This is a genomic window from Anaerobacillus arseniciselenatis (assembly GCF_001865995.1).
Taxonomy (GTDB): Bacteria; Bacillota; Bacilli; order Bacillales; family Anaerobacillaceae; genus Anaerobacillus; species Anaerobacillus arseniciselenatis.
On record NZ_MLQQ01000035.1, the window covers coordinates 90,887 to 107,046 of the forward strand.

Consider the following 16,160-nt stretch of genomic DNA (forward strand, 5'->3'; position numbering starts at 1 on the left):
GCTTGCGTCTGCTAGTAAAGTTAGGAGCCTACATTTTCTAATGATAATGAAACATGATAAAATATAGAAAATAAATAGATCTGATTGAGGTGTTGCATTTTGAAAAATAAATTAGTAATGATTGACGGCAACAGTATTGCTTATCGAGCTTTTTTCGCATTGCCGTTACTAAATAACGATAAAGGGGTTTATACAAACGCCGTTTACGGGTTTACAACGATGCTATTAAAAGTGATTGAGGAAGAAAGGCCAACACATTTATTAGTCGCTTTTGATGCAGGAAAAACAACGTTCAGACATAACACATATCAAGAATATAAAGGAGGAAGACAAAAAACTCCTCCAGAATTATCGGAACAGTTTCCACTTATACGTGACCTTTTAGATGCCTTTCAAATTAAAAGGTATGAGAAAGAAAATTACGAAGCTGATGACATTATCGGTACACTTGCGAAACAAGCAGCCAAAGATGACTGGGAAGTAAAAGTATATTCTGGTGATAAAGACTTACTGCAACTTGTATCTCCAAATGTGACAGTTGCTTTAACTCGAAAAGGAATTACAAATGTTGATACATATAATGAGACTGTTGTGAATGAAAAGTATGGTCTAACCCCTGAGCAAATTATCGATATGAAAGGGTTGATGGGAGACCCTTCAGATAATATACCAGGAGTTCCAGGAGTCGGTGAGAAAACAGCAATTAAGTTATTAAAACAATTTGGTACCGTTGAAAAAGTTTTAAACAGTATCGATGAAGTATCAGGAAAGAAGTTAAAAGAAAAACTAACAGAAAATAAAGAGCAAGCGTTAATGAGTAAAGATCTTGCAACTATTCTATGTGAAGCTCCGGTGGATATAACGATACAAGAACTTATCTTTGGTGAATACGATGAGCAAAAAGTGGTTTCCCTTTTTAAAGAATTAGAATTTCAATCATTACTTGAACGCTTTGATGCTGGTGAAGTCGAAGAAGAAGAGATTGAAGAACTAGAATTTACGATTGCTACAAAAGTAACCGATGAAATGCTCACAAATGAGTCGGCGATTGTTGTTGAGGTTTTAGAAGAAAACTATCATCAAGCAGATATTATTGGACTTGCTATTGTTAATAAAAACGGACGCTTTTTCATTCCAACAGATGTAGCGTTATCGAGCGATGCTTTTAAGGAGTGGGCAAAAGATAAAGACGCGAAAAAGGCGATTTTTGATGCGAAAAGAGCAGTTGTGGCCTTAGGGTGGAAGGGGATGGAATTAGAAGGAATCCATTTTGACCTTTCGATTGCTTCTTACATTATAGACCCTTCTGCTTCTTCACATGAAGTTGCTGATATTGCCAACCGAAAAGGAAAACGTACTGTCGCAAATGATGAAACGATTTACGGCAAAGGTGCTAAACGCGCAGTGCCAAACGAAGAAGTGTTAGCTGAACATCTCGTTAATAAAGCAAATACGGTGTACACCTTAAGAGAAGAAATAAACGATGAATTAGAAAAAAACCACCTAACAGAGCTTTTTTATCACTTAGAAATGCCACTTTCAATTATTTTAGGAAAAATGGAGATGACTGGAGTTAAAGTTGATGTCAAACAACTGAAGGCGATGGGTGATGAGCTAACTGCTCAGCTAACAAAATTAGAACAAGAAATCCATGAACTTGCCGGGATGAAGTTTAATATTAATTCTCCAAAACAACTAGGAGAAGTCCTTTTTGAAAAATTAGGCTTACCAGTGATTAAAAAGACGAAAACAGGTGCGTCAACTTCTGCAGACGTTTTAGAAAAATTAGCAGATAAGCACGAGATCATTCCGAGCATTTTACATTATCGTCAATTAGGAAAGCTCAGCTCAACCTATATCGAAGGGTTACTAAAAGTTGTTCATGACGATACGAATAAAATTCATACAATCTTTCATCAAGCGTTAACGCAAACCGGTCGTTTAAGTTCGACAGAGCCGAACTTACAAAACATTCCGATTCGCTTAGAAGAAGGGCGAAAAATACGGAAAGCTTTCGTACCGTCCAATCCAGATTGGATCATGTTTGCTGCAGACTACTCACAAATTGAGTTACGAGTACTTGCGCACATCGCCAATGATGATAATTTAATTGAGGCTTTTAATAAAGACATGGATGTTCATACGAAAACAGCGATGGACGTTTTCCACGTTGAAAAAGAAGAAGTGACGGATACGATGAGACGCAGTGCAAAAGCCGTCAATTTCGGAATTGTATACGGTATTAGTGACTACGGTCTTTCGCAAAACTTAGGAATTACTCGGAAAGAAGCAGGGAACTTTATTGATCGCTATTTAGAGAGCTTCCCAGGAGTCAAAGACTATATGGATCAAATCGTCCAGGAAGCACGCGAAAAAGGCTATGTGACAACGTTACTTAACCGTCGTCGCTTCCTACCGGAAATTACGAGTAGAAACTTTAATTTACGAAGTTTCGCAGAACGTACAGCGATGAATACCCCAATTCAAGGGACCGCCGCCGATATTATTAAAAAAGCAATGGTGAATATGAGTGAAAGAATTGAAAAAGAAGGCATGCAAGCGAAGCTTCTACTGCAAGTCCACGATGAACTCATTTTTGAGGCTCCTAAAGAAGAACTAGACAAATTAAAGCAAATCGTTCCAGAAGTCATGGAAGAGGCAATCGAACTAAAAGTACCATTAAAAGTCGATTTTTCATACGGAAGTTCATGGTACGATGCGAAATAGTTTATAGTTTTGAGTGTTGAGTGAAGAGTGTAGAGTTATAGTTTTGAGTGAAGAATTTTGAGTTATTGAGAGCATTGCTACGAAGCAAAGCCAACACCAAATCAAAACTCAACATTCAAAACTCAAAACTCAAAACTGAAAAGGGGTGAAAGAAATGCCTGAGTTACCGGAAGTAGAGACAGTGAAACGAACGTTACAGCAGCTTGTTGTCGGTAAAACGATCAAGGAAGTTAAAGTTCATTGGGCAAAAATAATTAAGCGTCCTGATGATACCCTCGAGTTTTGTCATCTGTTAATCGGTCAAACCGTTACAAACGTTGAAAGGAGAGCTAAATTTTTAAAAATTATTTTAAATGATTATGTTCTCGTTTCACATTTACGGATGGAAGGTCGTTACGGTTTGTATGAAGTAGGTGAAGATATTGATAAACATACTCACGTAATTTTTTCTTTTACCGACGGAACGGAATTGAGGTACCGGGACGTAAGGAAATTTGGAACGATGCACCTTTTTTTAAAGGGAGAAGAAGATGCGCACCTTCCATTAGCTCAACTAGGAATTGAACCTTTTGATGAACAGTTTAGTCCTAAAGAATTAAAACGTTTATTTCAAGGAACGAATCGAAAAGTGAAAGTTACCTTATTAGATCAGTCTAAGCTAGTTGGGTTAGGCAATATATATGTAGACGAAGCCTTATTCCGTGCCAATATTTACCCTGAAAGAATTGGTAAAGATTTAACTGAACAAGAGATATTAACTCTTCATCGTGAAATTAAAGCGACCTTAAAAGAAGCGATTGATTTGGGAGGAAGTTCTGTTAAATCCTACGTTAACGGTCAAGGTGAAATGGGGATGTTCCAGCAACAGCTCTTTGTGTATGGTCGAAAAGGAGAACCATGTAAAACTTGTAGCACACCGATTGAAAAAACAGTGGTAGGAGGAAGAGGAACTCATTACTGCCCGAATTGCCAGAAGAAGTTTTGAGTGTTGAATGTTGAGTTTTGAGTTAGGTCTGGGTAGCGCTTCGAAGCATTGCTGAAACAACTCAACACTCTTCACTCAAAACTCAAAACTCAAAATTCAAAACTAAAAAAAGTAAGTACGTTGGATGGGCTCTGACCATATACTATCGTATCAGTGGTTGGAAGGAGCTTTTGAAAATGGTTGAAATTCTTTCCTTACTTTTATTAGCATTAGCAGTAAGTCTTGATAGCTTTGGTGTAGGGTTAACATATGGCTTAAGAAAAATGAAGCTACCACTTAAATCTTTATTATTTATTGCTTCGTGTTCAGCTGTTTCAATACTCATCGCCATGACCATAGGCAATTGGATTGTAAGTTATTTATCCCCTTCAGTTGCGGAGTCAATTGGTGGTGTAATATTAATTATGATCGGTGCTTGGGCACTTTATCAAATTTACCGCCCTGCTAAGAGAGATGTGAAAAATAAAGAAGATGCAGTAATATTAAATTTTGAAATTAAAATTTTAGGTGTTGTTATTAAAATTTTACGAAAGCCTATGGTTGCTGATTTTGATAATTCAGGGACGATTACAGGAAGAGAAGCATTTTTCCTCGGGATTGCTCTTTCACTTGACGCATTTGGTGCAGGGATTGGAGCAGCGTTAATTGGCTTTTCCCCATTATTGATGGCGATCAGTGTTGCGATCATGTGTGCGTTATGTGTAACTCTAGGAATGAGAAGTGGTTATGTTTTTTCAGATTCTAGAGTATTACAGAAATTTTCATTTATCCCTGGCTTACTTCTCATCATTTTAGGAGTGTGGCGACTGTAGAAGTGTTTAGTAACGTGAAAGTTTATGAACGGGGGCTGTCCCAAAAACAAAGTGTCAGACACTTACAAGACTCCCCCATACATAACAAAATTGATGGAAAAATGTAAGGAGTCTATGATGATTATTGGATTAACTGGTGGAATTGCTAGTGGTAAAAGTACTGTATCTAATATGATCAAAGAAGTAGGAATACCTGTCGTAGATGCAGATATTATTGCAAGAGAAGTTGTTCAAAAAGGTGAGGAAGCATACGAAAAAATTGTTGATCATTTCGGAACAGAAATTTTAAGCGACGATGAATCCATAGACCGTCCCAAGCTAGGCGCAATCGTTTTTAACAATGAAGAAAAGCGACTTTCTTTAAATGGGATTGTTCATCCTGCTATTCGTAAAAAAATGTTAACAGAAATTAAACAATATAAGCAAGTTGGCAACAAGATAGTGGTTTTAGATATTCCACTTTTGTTTGAAAGTAAATTAACGTACATGGTAGATAAAATCATTCTCGTCTACGTTGATCAAGAGATACAAAAAGAACGGCTAATAAAAAGAGATCAGTTTTCAGACGAAGAAGCAAAAGCTCGCATTGCTTCACAAATGCCTCTTGTTGAAAAAATTGAACTTGCCGATGAAGTCATTCATAACCATGGGTTAAAAGAAGAAACAAAACAACAATTACTGAAGATATTAAATAAATGGAATTGTCTTTAAATTAATGAATTTCATAATTTATTATTATCGCCATATCAAACTATGTAGTTGCGTTAAACCACTCGTAACTACATATAGTTTGATATGGCTCATTTTAGGTAATTATGAAATTCACTCAACTAGGGAAAATATAAAAATTGAACTCTCGTATGTTTGAAAAAATTATAAGCAAAATAAGCGCTTAAGTAATTACCTAGCGCTTATTTTTGTATGAAAAAAGGCGACTGATTTCGTGAACGAGCCTCTGAGATTCGCAAGAAGGTCAAAGCGAAGTGAAGGAAATCAGTCGCCTGTTCCATATTAAATGGTGGCGGAATATCCGACATGAGTATTTTGTATGAAAAAAGAACGAGTAAATTCCTGAACGAGCCTCTAAAATTCGATAGAAGTTTACAGTGAAGTGAAAGAAAATCCACCTCCAATTTTCATTCTAGATGGTGACGTTTATCGTCATGATATTTTTTAGGAAACTTACACTCTATTTAATACGCCTAAATTTGCAACTTTTTTACGAAAATATGAAAATTAAGCTTCAATAATCCAGATTATATGTTATACTATTTTTAAGAAAAGGTTATTTAGTATGACATATTAGTTGTGGAGGGAGTCATTTATGAAGGTGAAAGTTGCGATTAATGGGTTTGGAAGAATAGGAAGAATGGTTTTTAGAAAAGCGATTCTTGATAATAAATTAGAAGTTGTTGCAGTGAATGCGAGTTATCCTGCTGAAACACTCGCTCATTTGATTAAGTATGATAGTATTCACGGTCAATTTATGGGAGAAGTAAAAGTAGAAGGGGATAACACTTTATCTGTAAACGGCAAAATAATTCAATTAATTAGCGAACGTGATCCGAAGTTACTTCCTTGGAAAGAGCTAAAAGTAGACATCGTTGTGGAAGCTACAGGAAAGTTTAAATCTAAAGAAACAGCATCATACCATATAGAAGCAGGCGCAAAAAAAGTAGTTATTACTGCTCCAGGAAAAAATGAAGATGCGACAATTGTGATCGGAGTGAACGAAGAAACTTATGATCATGAGAACCATCACGTTCTTTCCAATGCATCTTGTACAACAAATTGTTTAGCACCAGTTGCAAAAGTCATTGATGAAAATTTTAAAATTGAATCTGGTTTAATGACAACCGTTCATTCATATACGAACGACCAAAAAAATATCGATAATCCGCATAAAGATTTACGTCGTGCGAGAGCATGTGGTCAATCGATTATTCCTACAACAACAGGAGCAGCAAAAGCATTATCTAAAGTGCTTCCTCAGTTAGAAGGTAAAATGAATGGATTAGCATTGCGAGTTCCAACACCAAATGTTTCGTTAGTAGATTTAGTAGTAAATGTAGAAAAAGAAGTAACCGTCGAAGAAATAAATAAAGCTTTTAAAGAAGCAGCAGATGGTTCACTAAAAGGTATTTTAGGATATACAACTGAACCTTTAGTTTCAATTGACTTTAATGGTAATGAAAATTCAACCGTCATTGATGGTTTATCGACAATGGTCATTAGCGACAAACAAATTAAAGTTTTAGCGTGGTATGATAATGAATGGGGATATTCGTGCCGTGTCGTTGACTTAGTAAATTACGTTGCAACTGAAATAAAAAAGCATGCTGGTATTGGTGTATCATAGTAGAATATAAACAAAAAGAGGGTGGGACAAAACAAAGTGTCAGACACCGCTAGACACCGAATATAGACATATGATAAATCTTTACGTCTATATTTAGTAGGATGCGCGTGGTGTCAGACACTTTTGTCCCACCCTCTTAGATTCTTTATTAGCTTTTTTTTTGTACTTTTACTATACTGTACATAAATAAAAAAGTTAAAGGGTGAATTTTGTGGGCTTCAAAGATACATTAAATAAATTTATTTCCAACCATACAGAAACAAGAGAGAACCATTCCGATGGAGGTTTGAAAACACATTATTATAAAGCGATGAAGGATAAGACATTTAATGAACTATTAACGATCTTTCATCAAAGTGAAAATTACGATGTCAAATCGAGTTCTGTTGACCGAGGAGAAATTATTGTTGATGGGAAGGGAAGGAAAAAACTATTTATTGTTGCTACTGTCATCATGGTTTCTCCGAATAGAACAGCCATTGATTTTTCAGTAACAACTGAAACGGTACTTCCAACTGATTTTGGATACAGCTCTAAAGTCATAAAAGAACTTTATCAAAAGATAGGTAAAAATCTTGAATATGTCGGTTCTGGATTAGGGGACCAACTAAGTTAGTATTTACTCTTGTATATCAAAGAAATTTTTTATATCATTAAAAGGACAAGTTTAATTTGGCTTAAAATAGTTGTTACTAAAACAGTAGCAAAACGATGGAGATGAAACGATATGCGTTGTCCAACATGTGATCATAACGGCACTAAAGTTCTTGATTCACGACCGAGTCATGAAGGGCGTTCAATTAGGCGAAGAAGAGAATGTGAATCTTGCAATTATCGCTTTACTACTTTTGAAACTGTAGAGGAAATACCACTAATTGTAGTAAAGAAAAACGGAAATCGAGAAGAATTCAGTAAGGATAAAACTCTTCGTGGTCTCATTCGTGCCTGTGAAAAACGGCCTGTTCCTTTGCAAAAACTTGAAGAAATTGTAGATAAAGTAGAGAGAGATTTAAGGAATGTCGGAACAGCTGAAGTGAAAAGCGAAGAGGTTGGTGAGGCTGTCATGCAATATTTAGCATCGTGTGATGATGTTGCATACGTACGCTTTGCATCTGTCTATCGTCAATTTAAAGACATTAGCGTTTTCATCGACGAATTAAAAGATCTATTACAAAAAGAAGAAGTAAAATAAAACCGAGCTTAAGACCTTGTTCTTTGGCTCTTTTTTATTTTAGTGAAGAGTGAAGAGTGAAGAGTGAAGAGTGAAGAGTGTTGAGTTTTGAGTTGGTGAAAGTTTTGCTTCGAAGTAATTGGTTTCATCTTATTTTATTTGTTTGAAGAGTTATTTCCCTATTCTTTTATAAAAGTTCAGCTTTATTGAATTCACTTTAAAAGCAAAGGTAACAATATTTTAATAGATACTTCGAAGCTCTACTCGCAAGCAACTCAAAACTCAAAACTCAAAACTCAAAACTAAAATTAAAACCAAAACTCCTACCGAAATTAAACAGTTATGGTTGTAAAAATTCCGTTTGTTTTATCTATTATTATCAAAAAAAATGTTAAAATAGATGAATAAATTTTTAAAATAGGTGATGAAAAAAATGGCTTTACATTGGATGCATTTGTTACCCGTTGATCGATACATCGTTCGAACGAGTACAGAGATTAACGAATTTGATCGGAAACTCATTACATTATTATATCAGCCTTTAATAGGAGCAATCGCTCATAGCCTTTATTTTGCGTTAGCTAGTGAGTTAGAGCGAGATCAATATACATGTGAAGAAACGACCCACAAAACGTTAATGACGATGATGGGAATTCCTTTAGATAAAATTTACGAGGAGCGAAAAAAGTTAGAAGCTATTGGTCTTCTAAAGGTTTATAAAAAGAAAGAAGAAGATACGGTCACCTATTTATACGAGATACAAAAACCATTTTCTCCTCTTGAATTTTTTAAGGACGACGTTTTAAGTGTTTACTTATACAACCGTGTCGGCAAACATCGTTATTTACAACTAAGAGATCGTTTTACATTAGATAAATTTAATAAAGACAACTTCGATGATACTACTGTTTCTTTTAGTGACGTTTTTACTTCTTTACACCATTCTGAAATTTCGTCTCATCAAGGAGAATTATCATCGACCCTAGCAATTGAAGAAGGACAAGAAATAGTCACTCATAAAGACCATTCTTATAAAATATTTGAAGAAACTTTTGATTTTTCAATGTTAACTGCTCACTTATCAAGCATGATTAACCCAAGAAAGTTATTAACAGATAACGTACGTGATACCATCATTCGGTTAGCCTTTGTTTATCGAATGGATCCACTTGAAATGAGTAAAGTAATTCAAGATTCGTTGTTACAAGATGATACTGTTGATATAGATGTATTACGAGAAAAGGTTAAAAACTGGTATCGGTTTACGCATACTAGTGAGCCACCAGCGTTAGGGTTAAGAACGCACCCAGAACATCTGCGCACGATTGTTGGACGAGCTCCAACAAATGAAGAAGAGGAAATGGTTTTACATTACGAAACTGCCTCTCCTTTAACGCTTTTGGAAAGTCGTTCTGATGGTGCAAAAGTTCCGGTAGCTGACGTGAAAATTGTTGAAACGTTACTTTTAGATTATAAGCTTCTCCCTGGCGTAGCCAATGTCTTGATTGACTTTGTCCTTAAAATGAGCAATATGAAGCTGCCTAAACCGTTAGTAGAAAAAATCGCAGGGCAATGGGCGCGTAAAAATGTAAAAAACGTTAAAGAGGCAATGGAATTAGCGAAGGCAGAATTTAAAGATCGGAGTCAATGGAATCAAAAATCAGATTCTGCACAAGCAAAAGGGAATTCCGTGAAGCGCCAATCTTCAAATCGGTATGTAAAAAAAGATCGTCTACCGAAATGGTTAACTGAGGAGAAAAAGGATACAAAAGGCGAACAAGATGATGACCTGTCTAAACTTAAAGAAGAGCTTGAAGGAAAAATGAAGCAATTTAAATCACAAAAGGAGGTTTAAACAGTGGAATCTATTCAAGAAGCGTTAAAAAGAATGCCAACTTCTAATAATATTTTAAATCAATTCGAAAAAATTAAAGAGGAAGTTCTTACTGATAAAACCATCCAACAATTTATTCAAGCTAATCCAGCTATTGAAGATGCAGAGCTCGATCGTAACATTTCTCGTTTATTTGAATTTCGCAACGAACGAAACAATTGTATACGTTGTACAAGCTTACAGTCATGTCCGAATCTAATGAAAGGGTACGAGCCCCAGTTATACACGGAACGAAATAAAATTCTAATTCGTTATAATAAATGTCACAAAAAAACGGCAAATGATGAACGAAGCCGTCAGATTGAACTTATTAAAAGTCTTTATGTCCCGAAAGAAATCCTTTCGGCATCGTTTGAAACTCTTCATAAAGATAATCGTTCAAGAATTACGGCGATCGCCAAAGCTTTTGAGTTTGCCTCAACAGCAAATCCTGGAGAAACAGGAAACGGTCTTTATTTTCATGGACAATTTGGGGTAGGGAAGACGTACATTATGGGCGCGGTAGCTAATTTATTGGCTGACCGGAACATCGCCTCAATGCTAGTTTATACGCCTGACTTTTTCCGTGAACTAAAAAGTGGCATTCACGATGGCTCTTACATTGAAAAACTTGAAATCGTCAAAAACGCACCTGTACTAATTTTAGACGACCTCGGTGCAGAAACGATGTCTAGTTGGATAAGAGATGATATATTAGGAGTTATTTTGCAACATAGAATGCTAGAAAAACTTCCGACGTTATACACTTCAAACTACGATTTTGAGCTGTTAGAAGAGCACTTAGCTTATTCACAAAAAGGTGGCGTTGAGCAGTTAAAATCGAAGCGGATTATGGAGCGCATCCGACATTTCGCTGAACCTGTTTATATTGAAGGAGAAAACCGACGAGGTTCGATGTAAAATGAAAATTTAAAATGTAAAATTAAAAATGAGTATTAAGAATCGTTACTTATAAACAAGGAATCCTTAACTAAAAATTATTTATAATTTAACTTTAACTTATTCGAAGAGTAGGAGAAGAATGGTGAAATTGTGAATTTTAAATTGAATTGTAAATTATACATTCATCTTCGAAATATGTTAGGATAATAATAGAATTGTGTAGTAGAATATTTATTTTTAATAGAACTGAGTGAATTTCATAATTACCAAAATCAAGCCACATCACACAATATATAGTTTGCGAATGGTTTTGACGCAACTGTATATTGATCTTTGTGGCGAAAATAATGAATTATGAAATTCATTAAACTATAATGCAAATAATAAAATCGCAACTAGCATGTGGTGACGATAATCCGTCATAATGTTTTTTATAAAAGAGAGATGGGGGTTATACGATGACAATTGATCGAATTCTTGAGCGTGCGCTAAACGGTGAGCGCCTAACGATTGAAGATGCTATATTCTTATATGAAAGCGACGAAGTTGAAAAAATTGGTGCTGCTGCAAATCAAATTATGAAAAAGTGGCATCCGGAACCGGTGACTACTTTTGTCATTGGCCGTAATGTGAATTACACAAATGTTTGTGATACGTATTGTCGCTTTTGTGCTTTTTATAGAGCACCAGGAAGTGAAGGCTCATATGTATTAGATGATGAAATGATTTTAGAGAAGATCCAAGAAACTGAAGATGTAAACGGCACGGAAATTTTAATGCAAGGTGGTACTCATCCAGATCTTCCACTTAGCTATTACACCAATTTATTACGAAAAATTAAAGAGCGTTTTCCAAATATAACGATGCACTCTTTTTCTCCTGCAGAAGTTTGGAAAATAGTTGAGGTTTCAGGATTAAGTTTAAAAGAAGTGTTACTGCAATTAAAAGAAGCAGGACTTGATTCAATTCCTGGTGGCGGGGCTGAAATCTTAGATGACCGCACAAGGCAAAAAATAAGTAAACAAAAAGGCTCGTGGGAAAAGTGGATCGAATGTATGAAGATGGTGAAAAAAGTAGGCATGCATGGGACGGCAACGATGGTAATTGGCTTTGGCGAGTCGTATGAAGAGCGTGCATTACATCTTCAACGAATTCGTGATGCTCAAGATGATGCGAATTGCTTTTTAGCATTTATTCCATGGACGTTCCAGCCAGATAACACGAACTTAAAAGCTGAAAAAGTAACTCCAGAAGAATATTTAAAGAATTTAGCGATCTCAAGACTGTTTTTAGACAACATCCCTAATTTCCAATCTTCATGGGTAACGATGGGACCTGAAATTGGTAAGAAATCACTTTCATACGGATGTAACGACTTTGGAAGTACAATGATGGAAGAAAATGTTGTTTCTGCTGCAGGTGCGACTCATAAAGTAAACACGAATTTAATTTTACGCCTTATTCGCGAAGCAGGAAAAGTTCCGGCACAGCGCGATACAAAGTATAATACTCTACATGTCTTTGATGAAGAGGAAAAGACAGATAAAGATTTTGTTATGCAAAATTAATATATATATGAAGAGTTGTGCAGTAAGTGTCTAACACATTTTGCACAACTCTTTTTTATGCTTACGCAATACTGGTTCACTTACTTTTCTTTAATTTCAAACATTTAATCATTTTTTAAGATAAGCTCCCATATACATGTAAAGAAAAATGGACACTAGTTCGTAGATTGTTGTGGGAGGGGCTTCTATTGATAGAGATATATTTGCAAAATAAGCTCGATCGGTATAATTTATTTAAAGATTTTAAGTCGGGGCTACATGCCTTTATTAAAAATGGTGTAGTTGAACTTTCGTTAGCAAGTGACAGATTGATCATAAAAGTAGAAGAAAACTTTGATTTCGAAGAGACGATAAAGCCCGTGATTTCGGAAATTTTGAAAAGGCATGTCATAGAAACGAAGGAGAAAATCTGGCTTTTAGATATTGTTAGTAACATCTTTTTTTATGATGACCAGGAAGAGCAAGAACAAATATTAGCGATAGCAAAATCGATTCTTGCTGGTGAGCGGTTAGATCTTCCTAATGTTTCAAAAGTCTTTGCAACGGAAAAAATTATTTATGGTGCTTTTTCGGAATTTTTATCGCGAGACTGCAAGTTCTGTTACGAGTCATTTTTAACGTTTCGCTTAAAAAGTTATTTAGACAAACTAATAGATTGTGTTGAAATGTCCATTGATGAATATCAACTTGAACAAGAGTATCAAAATTTAGTTGAAAGCTTTCGTTATTATATAAAAAAGCGCCCGCCTAAACTAAATTGCGTTCATCTCGTCATCGATAAACGTTTTACTTTTTATGATGAATATTTCCACCTCATTACCGATGAGAAGCTTGAGGGCTATTTAGACAGGGAAATTGTTTTTGAAAAGGGTATCCCAATACAAGAAATGGTGATAAGCCCTCTTGTTAGTATTGCTCCTAAAGAGATACACTTATATAGTGATGAAATCGATCACGGAGTCATTCAATCCATTCAAAATATTTTTCAGGAAAAAGTCAAATTTTATAGTAAAGATTCTTTCCATAAAACAGCTGTAAAATAAAATTTTAAATGTTGGGTTTAATATACACTTGATTTTCTGTTAAGAAATTCATATAATACGTACATATGATAATTAAATCCAACAAAAGTTTTGATGAGGACACGAGTTTTATTTTACGGTTCAAAGAGAGGGAAGTAGTGCTGAGAGCTTCCTAACACGAAAATAATTCTTACCACCTCTGAACTTCAGTAGGGAACTAATAGTATCTACTGACGGCTACAACCGTTATTTCTCATGAGCTACTAGGATAGAAGTTCAAAAAGAGGATAACGAGAGGCGAGAAGGTCGAGGAAGCGTAGCTACGAGCATAAGCTTGCACTCCGTAAGCATATGCACCGCACGAAGGAAAAGTTTTTTCTTTTCCGAGCAACGGAGCGTATTTTAGTAATACGTGAGTAGCGGAGTAGCAAGCTGACGAAGAGACCGCTGTCTATCGTTACCGCATTTTTTGAACACCCATAGTAGAAATGAGGGTGGAACCACGAGCACACACTCGTCCCTTTGTAGGGATGGGTGTTTTTTTGTGTTCGCTGTTAATTGGTTAGTGGTTTGTTGGTAGGTAATAAGTCGAAAGTCGGAAAGTGTCCGCCATCTTCCTTAAATGGTGATGAGGTAGGTCACAATGAGTGAAATCAAATTTAGAAAGAGGAGTGTTAAAACATGGAACAAATTAAAATTACGTTCCCAGATGGAGCGATACGGGAGTACGATAAAGGAGTTACAACTGAAGATATAGCTGCTTCAATTAGCCCAGGGTTAAAGAAAAAAGCGGTAGCAGGTAAAGTAGATGATAAAGTTGTTGACCTACTTTTACCAATTACAGAAGATTCAGCTGTTGAAATTGTTACACTTGATTCAAAAGAAGGGTTAGAAGTTTATCGTCATAGTACTGCCCACTTAATGGCACAAGCGATTAAACGACTATACCCTGATGTGAAACTAGGGATTGGACCAGTCATTGAAAATGGCTTCTACTATGATATTGATATGGAGCACAATTTAACACCAGAAGATTTACCGGCGATTGAAAAAGAAATGAAAAAAATCATTAATGAAAATTTTAAAATCGAACGCAAAGTCGTTGTTCGTGAAGAAGCATTACGTATTTACGAAGAACTTGGCGATCATTTAAAAATTGAATTAATTCGTGAGCTTCCAGAAGGTGAAGAAATTTCAATTTACGAGCAAGGTGAGTTTTTTGATCTTTGCCGTGGACCACATCTTCCGTCAACTAGTAAAATTAAAGCATATAAACTGATGAGCATTGCAGGTGCATATTGGCGCGGTGATAGCGATAACCAAATGTTGCAAAGAATCTATGGGACAGCTTTCCCGAAACAAGGGGAACTAGATGAATACTTACACTTTATCGAAGAAGCACAAAAGCGTGACCACCGCAAATTAGGTAAAGAGTTGCAACTGTTTATGTTCTCTGAAGAATCACCAGGGATGCCGTTTTACTTACCGAAAGGGCAAATTGTTCGTACCGAGTTAGAAGACTTCTCAAGAGAATTGCAACGAAAAGCTGGTTATGATGAAGTTCGTACACCGTTTATGATGAACCAACGTCTTTGGGAGCAATCAGGTCACTGGGATCATTACCACGAAAATATGTACTTCTCAGAAGTAGATAATACGAAATTTGCAATGAAACCGATGAACTGCCCAGGTCATATGATGATTTTCAAAAATGAGCTACATTCTTATCGTGACCTTCCAATACGCATGGCTGAATTTGGACAAGTTCACCGTCACGAATTAAGTGGTGCCTTAAACGGTATGATCCGTGTTCGTACGTTTACACAGGATGATGCTCACATCTTTGCGACACCGGAGCAAATTGAAAGTGAAATTAAAGAAGTTTTCCACTTAATTGATAAGATTTATACAACATTCGGCTTCGAATACTCTGTTGAATTATCGACGCGTCCTGAAAAATCAATGGGTGATGATAAGCTTTGGGATCAAGCAGAAACAGCACTGCGCAACGTACTCGTAGATCTTGATTTAGATTATCAATTAAATGAAGGTGATGGCGCGTTTTACGGACCGAAAATCGACTTCCACATTAAAGATGCCTTAAAGCGTAGTCATCAATGTGCAACGATCCAAGTAGATTTCCAAATGCCTGAGAAGTTCGATTTAACATACGTTGACGAAAACAACAATAAAGTTCCACCGGTTGTTATTCATCGTGCGATTTACGGCTCGATTGATCGTTTCTTCGGAATTTTAGTTGAGCACTTTGCTGGAGCATTTCCAACTTGGTTAGCTCCTGTACAAGTAGAGATTATCCCAGTAAATGACGTCCACCTTGAGTATGCTAAGCAAGTAAAAGCAAAGCTTCAAGAAGCGGATGTTCGTGTTCATATTGACACTCGAAACGAAAAAATGGGCTATAAAATTCGCGAGGCACAAATGCAAAAAACACCATATATTCTCGTGTTAGGTGATAAAGAGCAAGAGGACAATTCTGTGAATGTTCGTAAATATGGGGAACAAAAATCAGAAGCAGTGGGTCTTGAATCGTTTATCTTCAATATTAAAGAAGAAATCACAACAAGAAAATAATATAGAAAAAGGACTGTCCCATAAGTGTCAGACACCATGTAGAGCTAATTAAATATAGACGTACAAATTTATTAACCGTCTATATTTGGTGCCCAACGGTGTCTGACACTTTCTTTTGGACAGTCCCTTTTTTCATATTTCATAAAAC

12 protein-coding genes are annotated in these 16,160 nt (G+C 36.0%); all 12 read left to right on the forward strand.

The annotated features are described in order from the left end of the window. Positions 1 to 99 precede the first annotated feature (99 nt). The 12 genes from polA (at position 100) to thrS (ending at position 16,012) form a co-directional block, all read left to right on the forward strand. Entirely contained in the window at positions 100 to 2,727 is a 2,628-nt protein-coding gene (gene polA, locus BKP35_RS12830; RefSeq protein WP_281244236.1) for a DNA polymerase I, read from the forward strand. Between the two features lie 154 nt (positions 2,728 to 2,881). Further along, the gene (mutM, locus tag BKP35_RS12835; RefSeq protein WP_071313754.1) at positions 2,882 to 3,712 is read left to right on the forward strand and encodes a DNA-formamidopyrimidine glycosylase; all 831 of its coding nucleotides are present in this window, start codon (positions 2,882 to 2,884) and stop codon (positions 3,710 to 3,712) included. 176 nt (positions 3,713 to 3,888) lie between these two features. Then, complete coding sequence (ytaF, locus tag BKP35_RS12840) at positions 3,889 to 4,524, forward strand: sporulation membrane protein YtaF (protein ID WP_071313755.1); 636 nt, start codon at positions 3,889 to 3,891, stop codon at positions 4,522 to 4,524. Positions 4,525 to 4,638: 114 nt separating this feature from the next. Beyond that, a complete protein-coding gene (gene coaE, locus BKP35_RS12845) occupies positions 4,639 to 5,235 on the forward strand; it encodes a dephospho-CoA kinase (RefSeq protein ID WP_071313756.1) in 597 nt (198 codons plus the stop codon). Positions 5,236 to 5,848: 613 nt separating this feature from the next. Beyond that, positions 5,849 to 6,883 carry a glyceraldehyde-3-phosphate dehydrogenase gene (locus tag BKP35_RS12850; RefSeq protein WP_071313757.1) on the forward strand — a complete coding sequence of 345 codons (1,035 nt, stop codon included), beginning with the start codon at positions 5,849 to 5,851 and terminating at the stop codon, positions 6,881 to 6,883. A 211-nt stretch (positions 6,884 to 7,094) separates the two neighbouring features. Beyond that, on the forward strand, positions 7,095 to 7,499 hold the full coding sequence (locus BKP35_RS12855; RefSeq protein WP_071313758.1) for a hypothetical protein: 405 nt from the start codon (positions 7,095 to 7,097) through the stop codon (positions 7,497 to 7,499). Positions 7,500 to 7,610: 111 nt separating this feature from the next. Beyond that, positions 7,611 to 8,075, forward strand: coding sequence for a transcriptional regulator NrdR (gene nrdR / locus BKP35_RS12860; RefSeq protein ID WP_071313759.1), 465 nt, complete (start codon positions 7,611 to 7,613; stop codon positions 8,073 to 8,075). 412 nt (positions 8,076 to 8,487) lie between these two features. Next, positions 8,488 to 9,909, forward strand: a complete 1,422-nt coding sequence (locus tag BKP35_RS12865) for a replication initiation and membrane attachment family protein (RefSeq protein WP_169819220.1) — start codon at positions 8,488 to 8,490, stop codon at positions 9,907 to 9,909. Between the two features lie 3 nt (positions 9,910 to 9,912). After that, positions 9,913 to 10,848 (forward strand): primosomal protein DnaI, encoded by a 936-nt coding sequence (gene dnaI / locus BKP35_RS12870; protein WP_071313761.1) that lies wholly within the window; start codon positions 9,913 to 9,915, stop codon positions 10,846 to 10,848. Between the two features lie 440 nt (positions 10,849 to 11,288). Then, positions 11,289 to 12,398: a cyclic dehypoxanthinyl futalosine synthase gene (gene mqnC, locus BKP35_RS12875; protein ID WP_071313762.1), complete on the forward strand. Its 1,110-nt coding sequence runs from the start codon at positions 11,289 to 11,291 to the stop codon at positions 12,396 to 12,398. A 188-nt stretch (positions 12,399 to 12,586) separates the two neighbouring features. Further along, on the forward strand, positions 12,587 to 13,441 hold the full coding sequence (gene ytxC / locus BKP35_RS12880; protein ID WP_071313763.1) for a putative sporulation protein YtxC: 855 nt from the start codon (positions 12,587 to 12,589) through the stop codon (positions 13,439 to 13,441). 660 nt (positions 13,442 to 14,101) lie between these two features. Then, positions 14,102 to 16,012: a threonine--tRNA ligase gene (thrS, locus tag BKP35_RS12885; RefSeq protein ID WP_071313764.1), complete on the forward strand. Its 1,911-nt coding sequence runs from the start codon at positions 14,102 to 14,104 to the stop codon at positions 16,010 to 16,012. Positions 16,013 to 16,160 lie beyond the last annotated feature (148 nt).

Excerpts from the sequence above, each read along its gene's own strand:
- mutM (WP_071313754.1), top strand. The coding sequence starts at position 2,882 with ATGCCTGAGTTACCGGAAGTAGAGACAGTGAAACGAACGTTACAGCAG.
- ytaF (WP_071313755.1), top strand. The coding sequence starts at position 3,889 with ATGGTTGAAATTCTTTCCTTACTTTTATTAGCATTAGCAGTAAGTCTT.
- coaE (WP_071313756.1), top strand. The coding sequence starts at position 4,639 with ATGATGATTATTGGATTAACTGGTGGAATTGCTAGTGGTAAAAGTACT.
- BKP35_RS12850 (WP_071313757.1), top strand. The coding sequence starts at position 5,849 with ATGAAGGTGAAAGTTGCGATTAATGGGTTTGGAAGAATAGGAAGAATG.
- nrdR (WP_071313759.1), top strand. The coding sequence starts at position 7,611 with ATGCGTTGTCCAACATGTGATCATAACGGCACTAAAGTTCTTGATTCA.
- BKP35_RS12865 (WP_169819220.1), top strand. The coding sequence starts at position 8,488 with ATGGCTTTACATTGGATGCATTTGTTACCCGTTGATCGATACATCGTT.
- mqnC (WP_071313762.1), top strand. The coding sequence starts at position 11,289 with ATGACAATTGATCGAATTCTTGAGCGTGCGCTAAACGGTGAGCGCCTA.
- thrS (WP_071313764.1), top strand. The coding sequence starts at position 14,102 with ATGGAACAAATTAAAATTACGTTCCCAGATGGAGCGATACGGGAGTAC.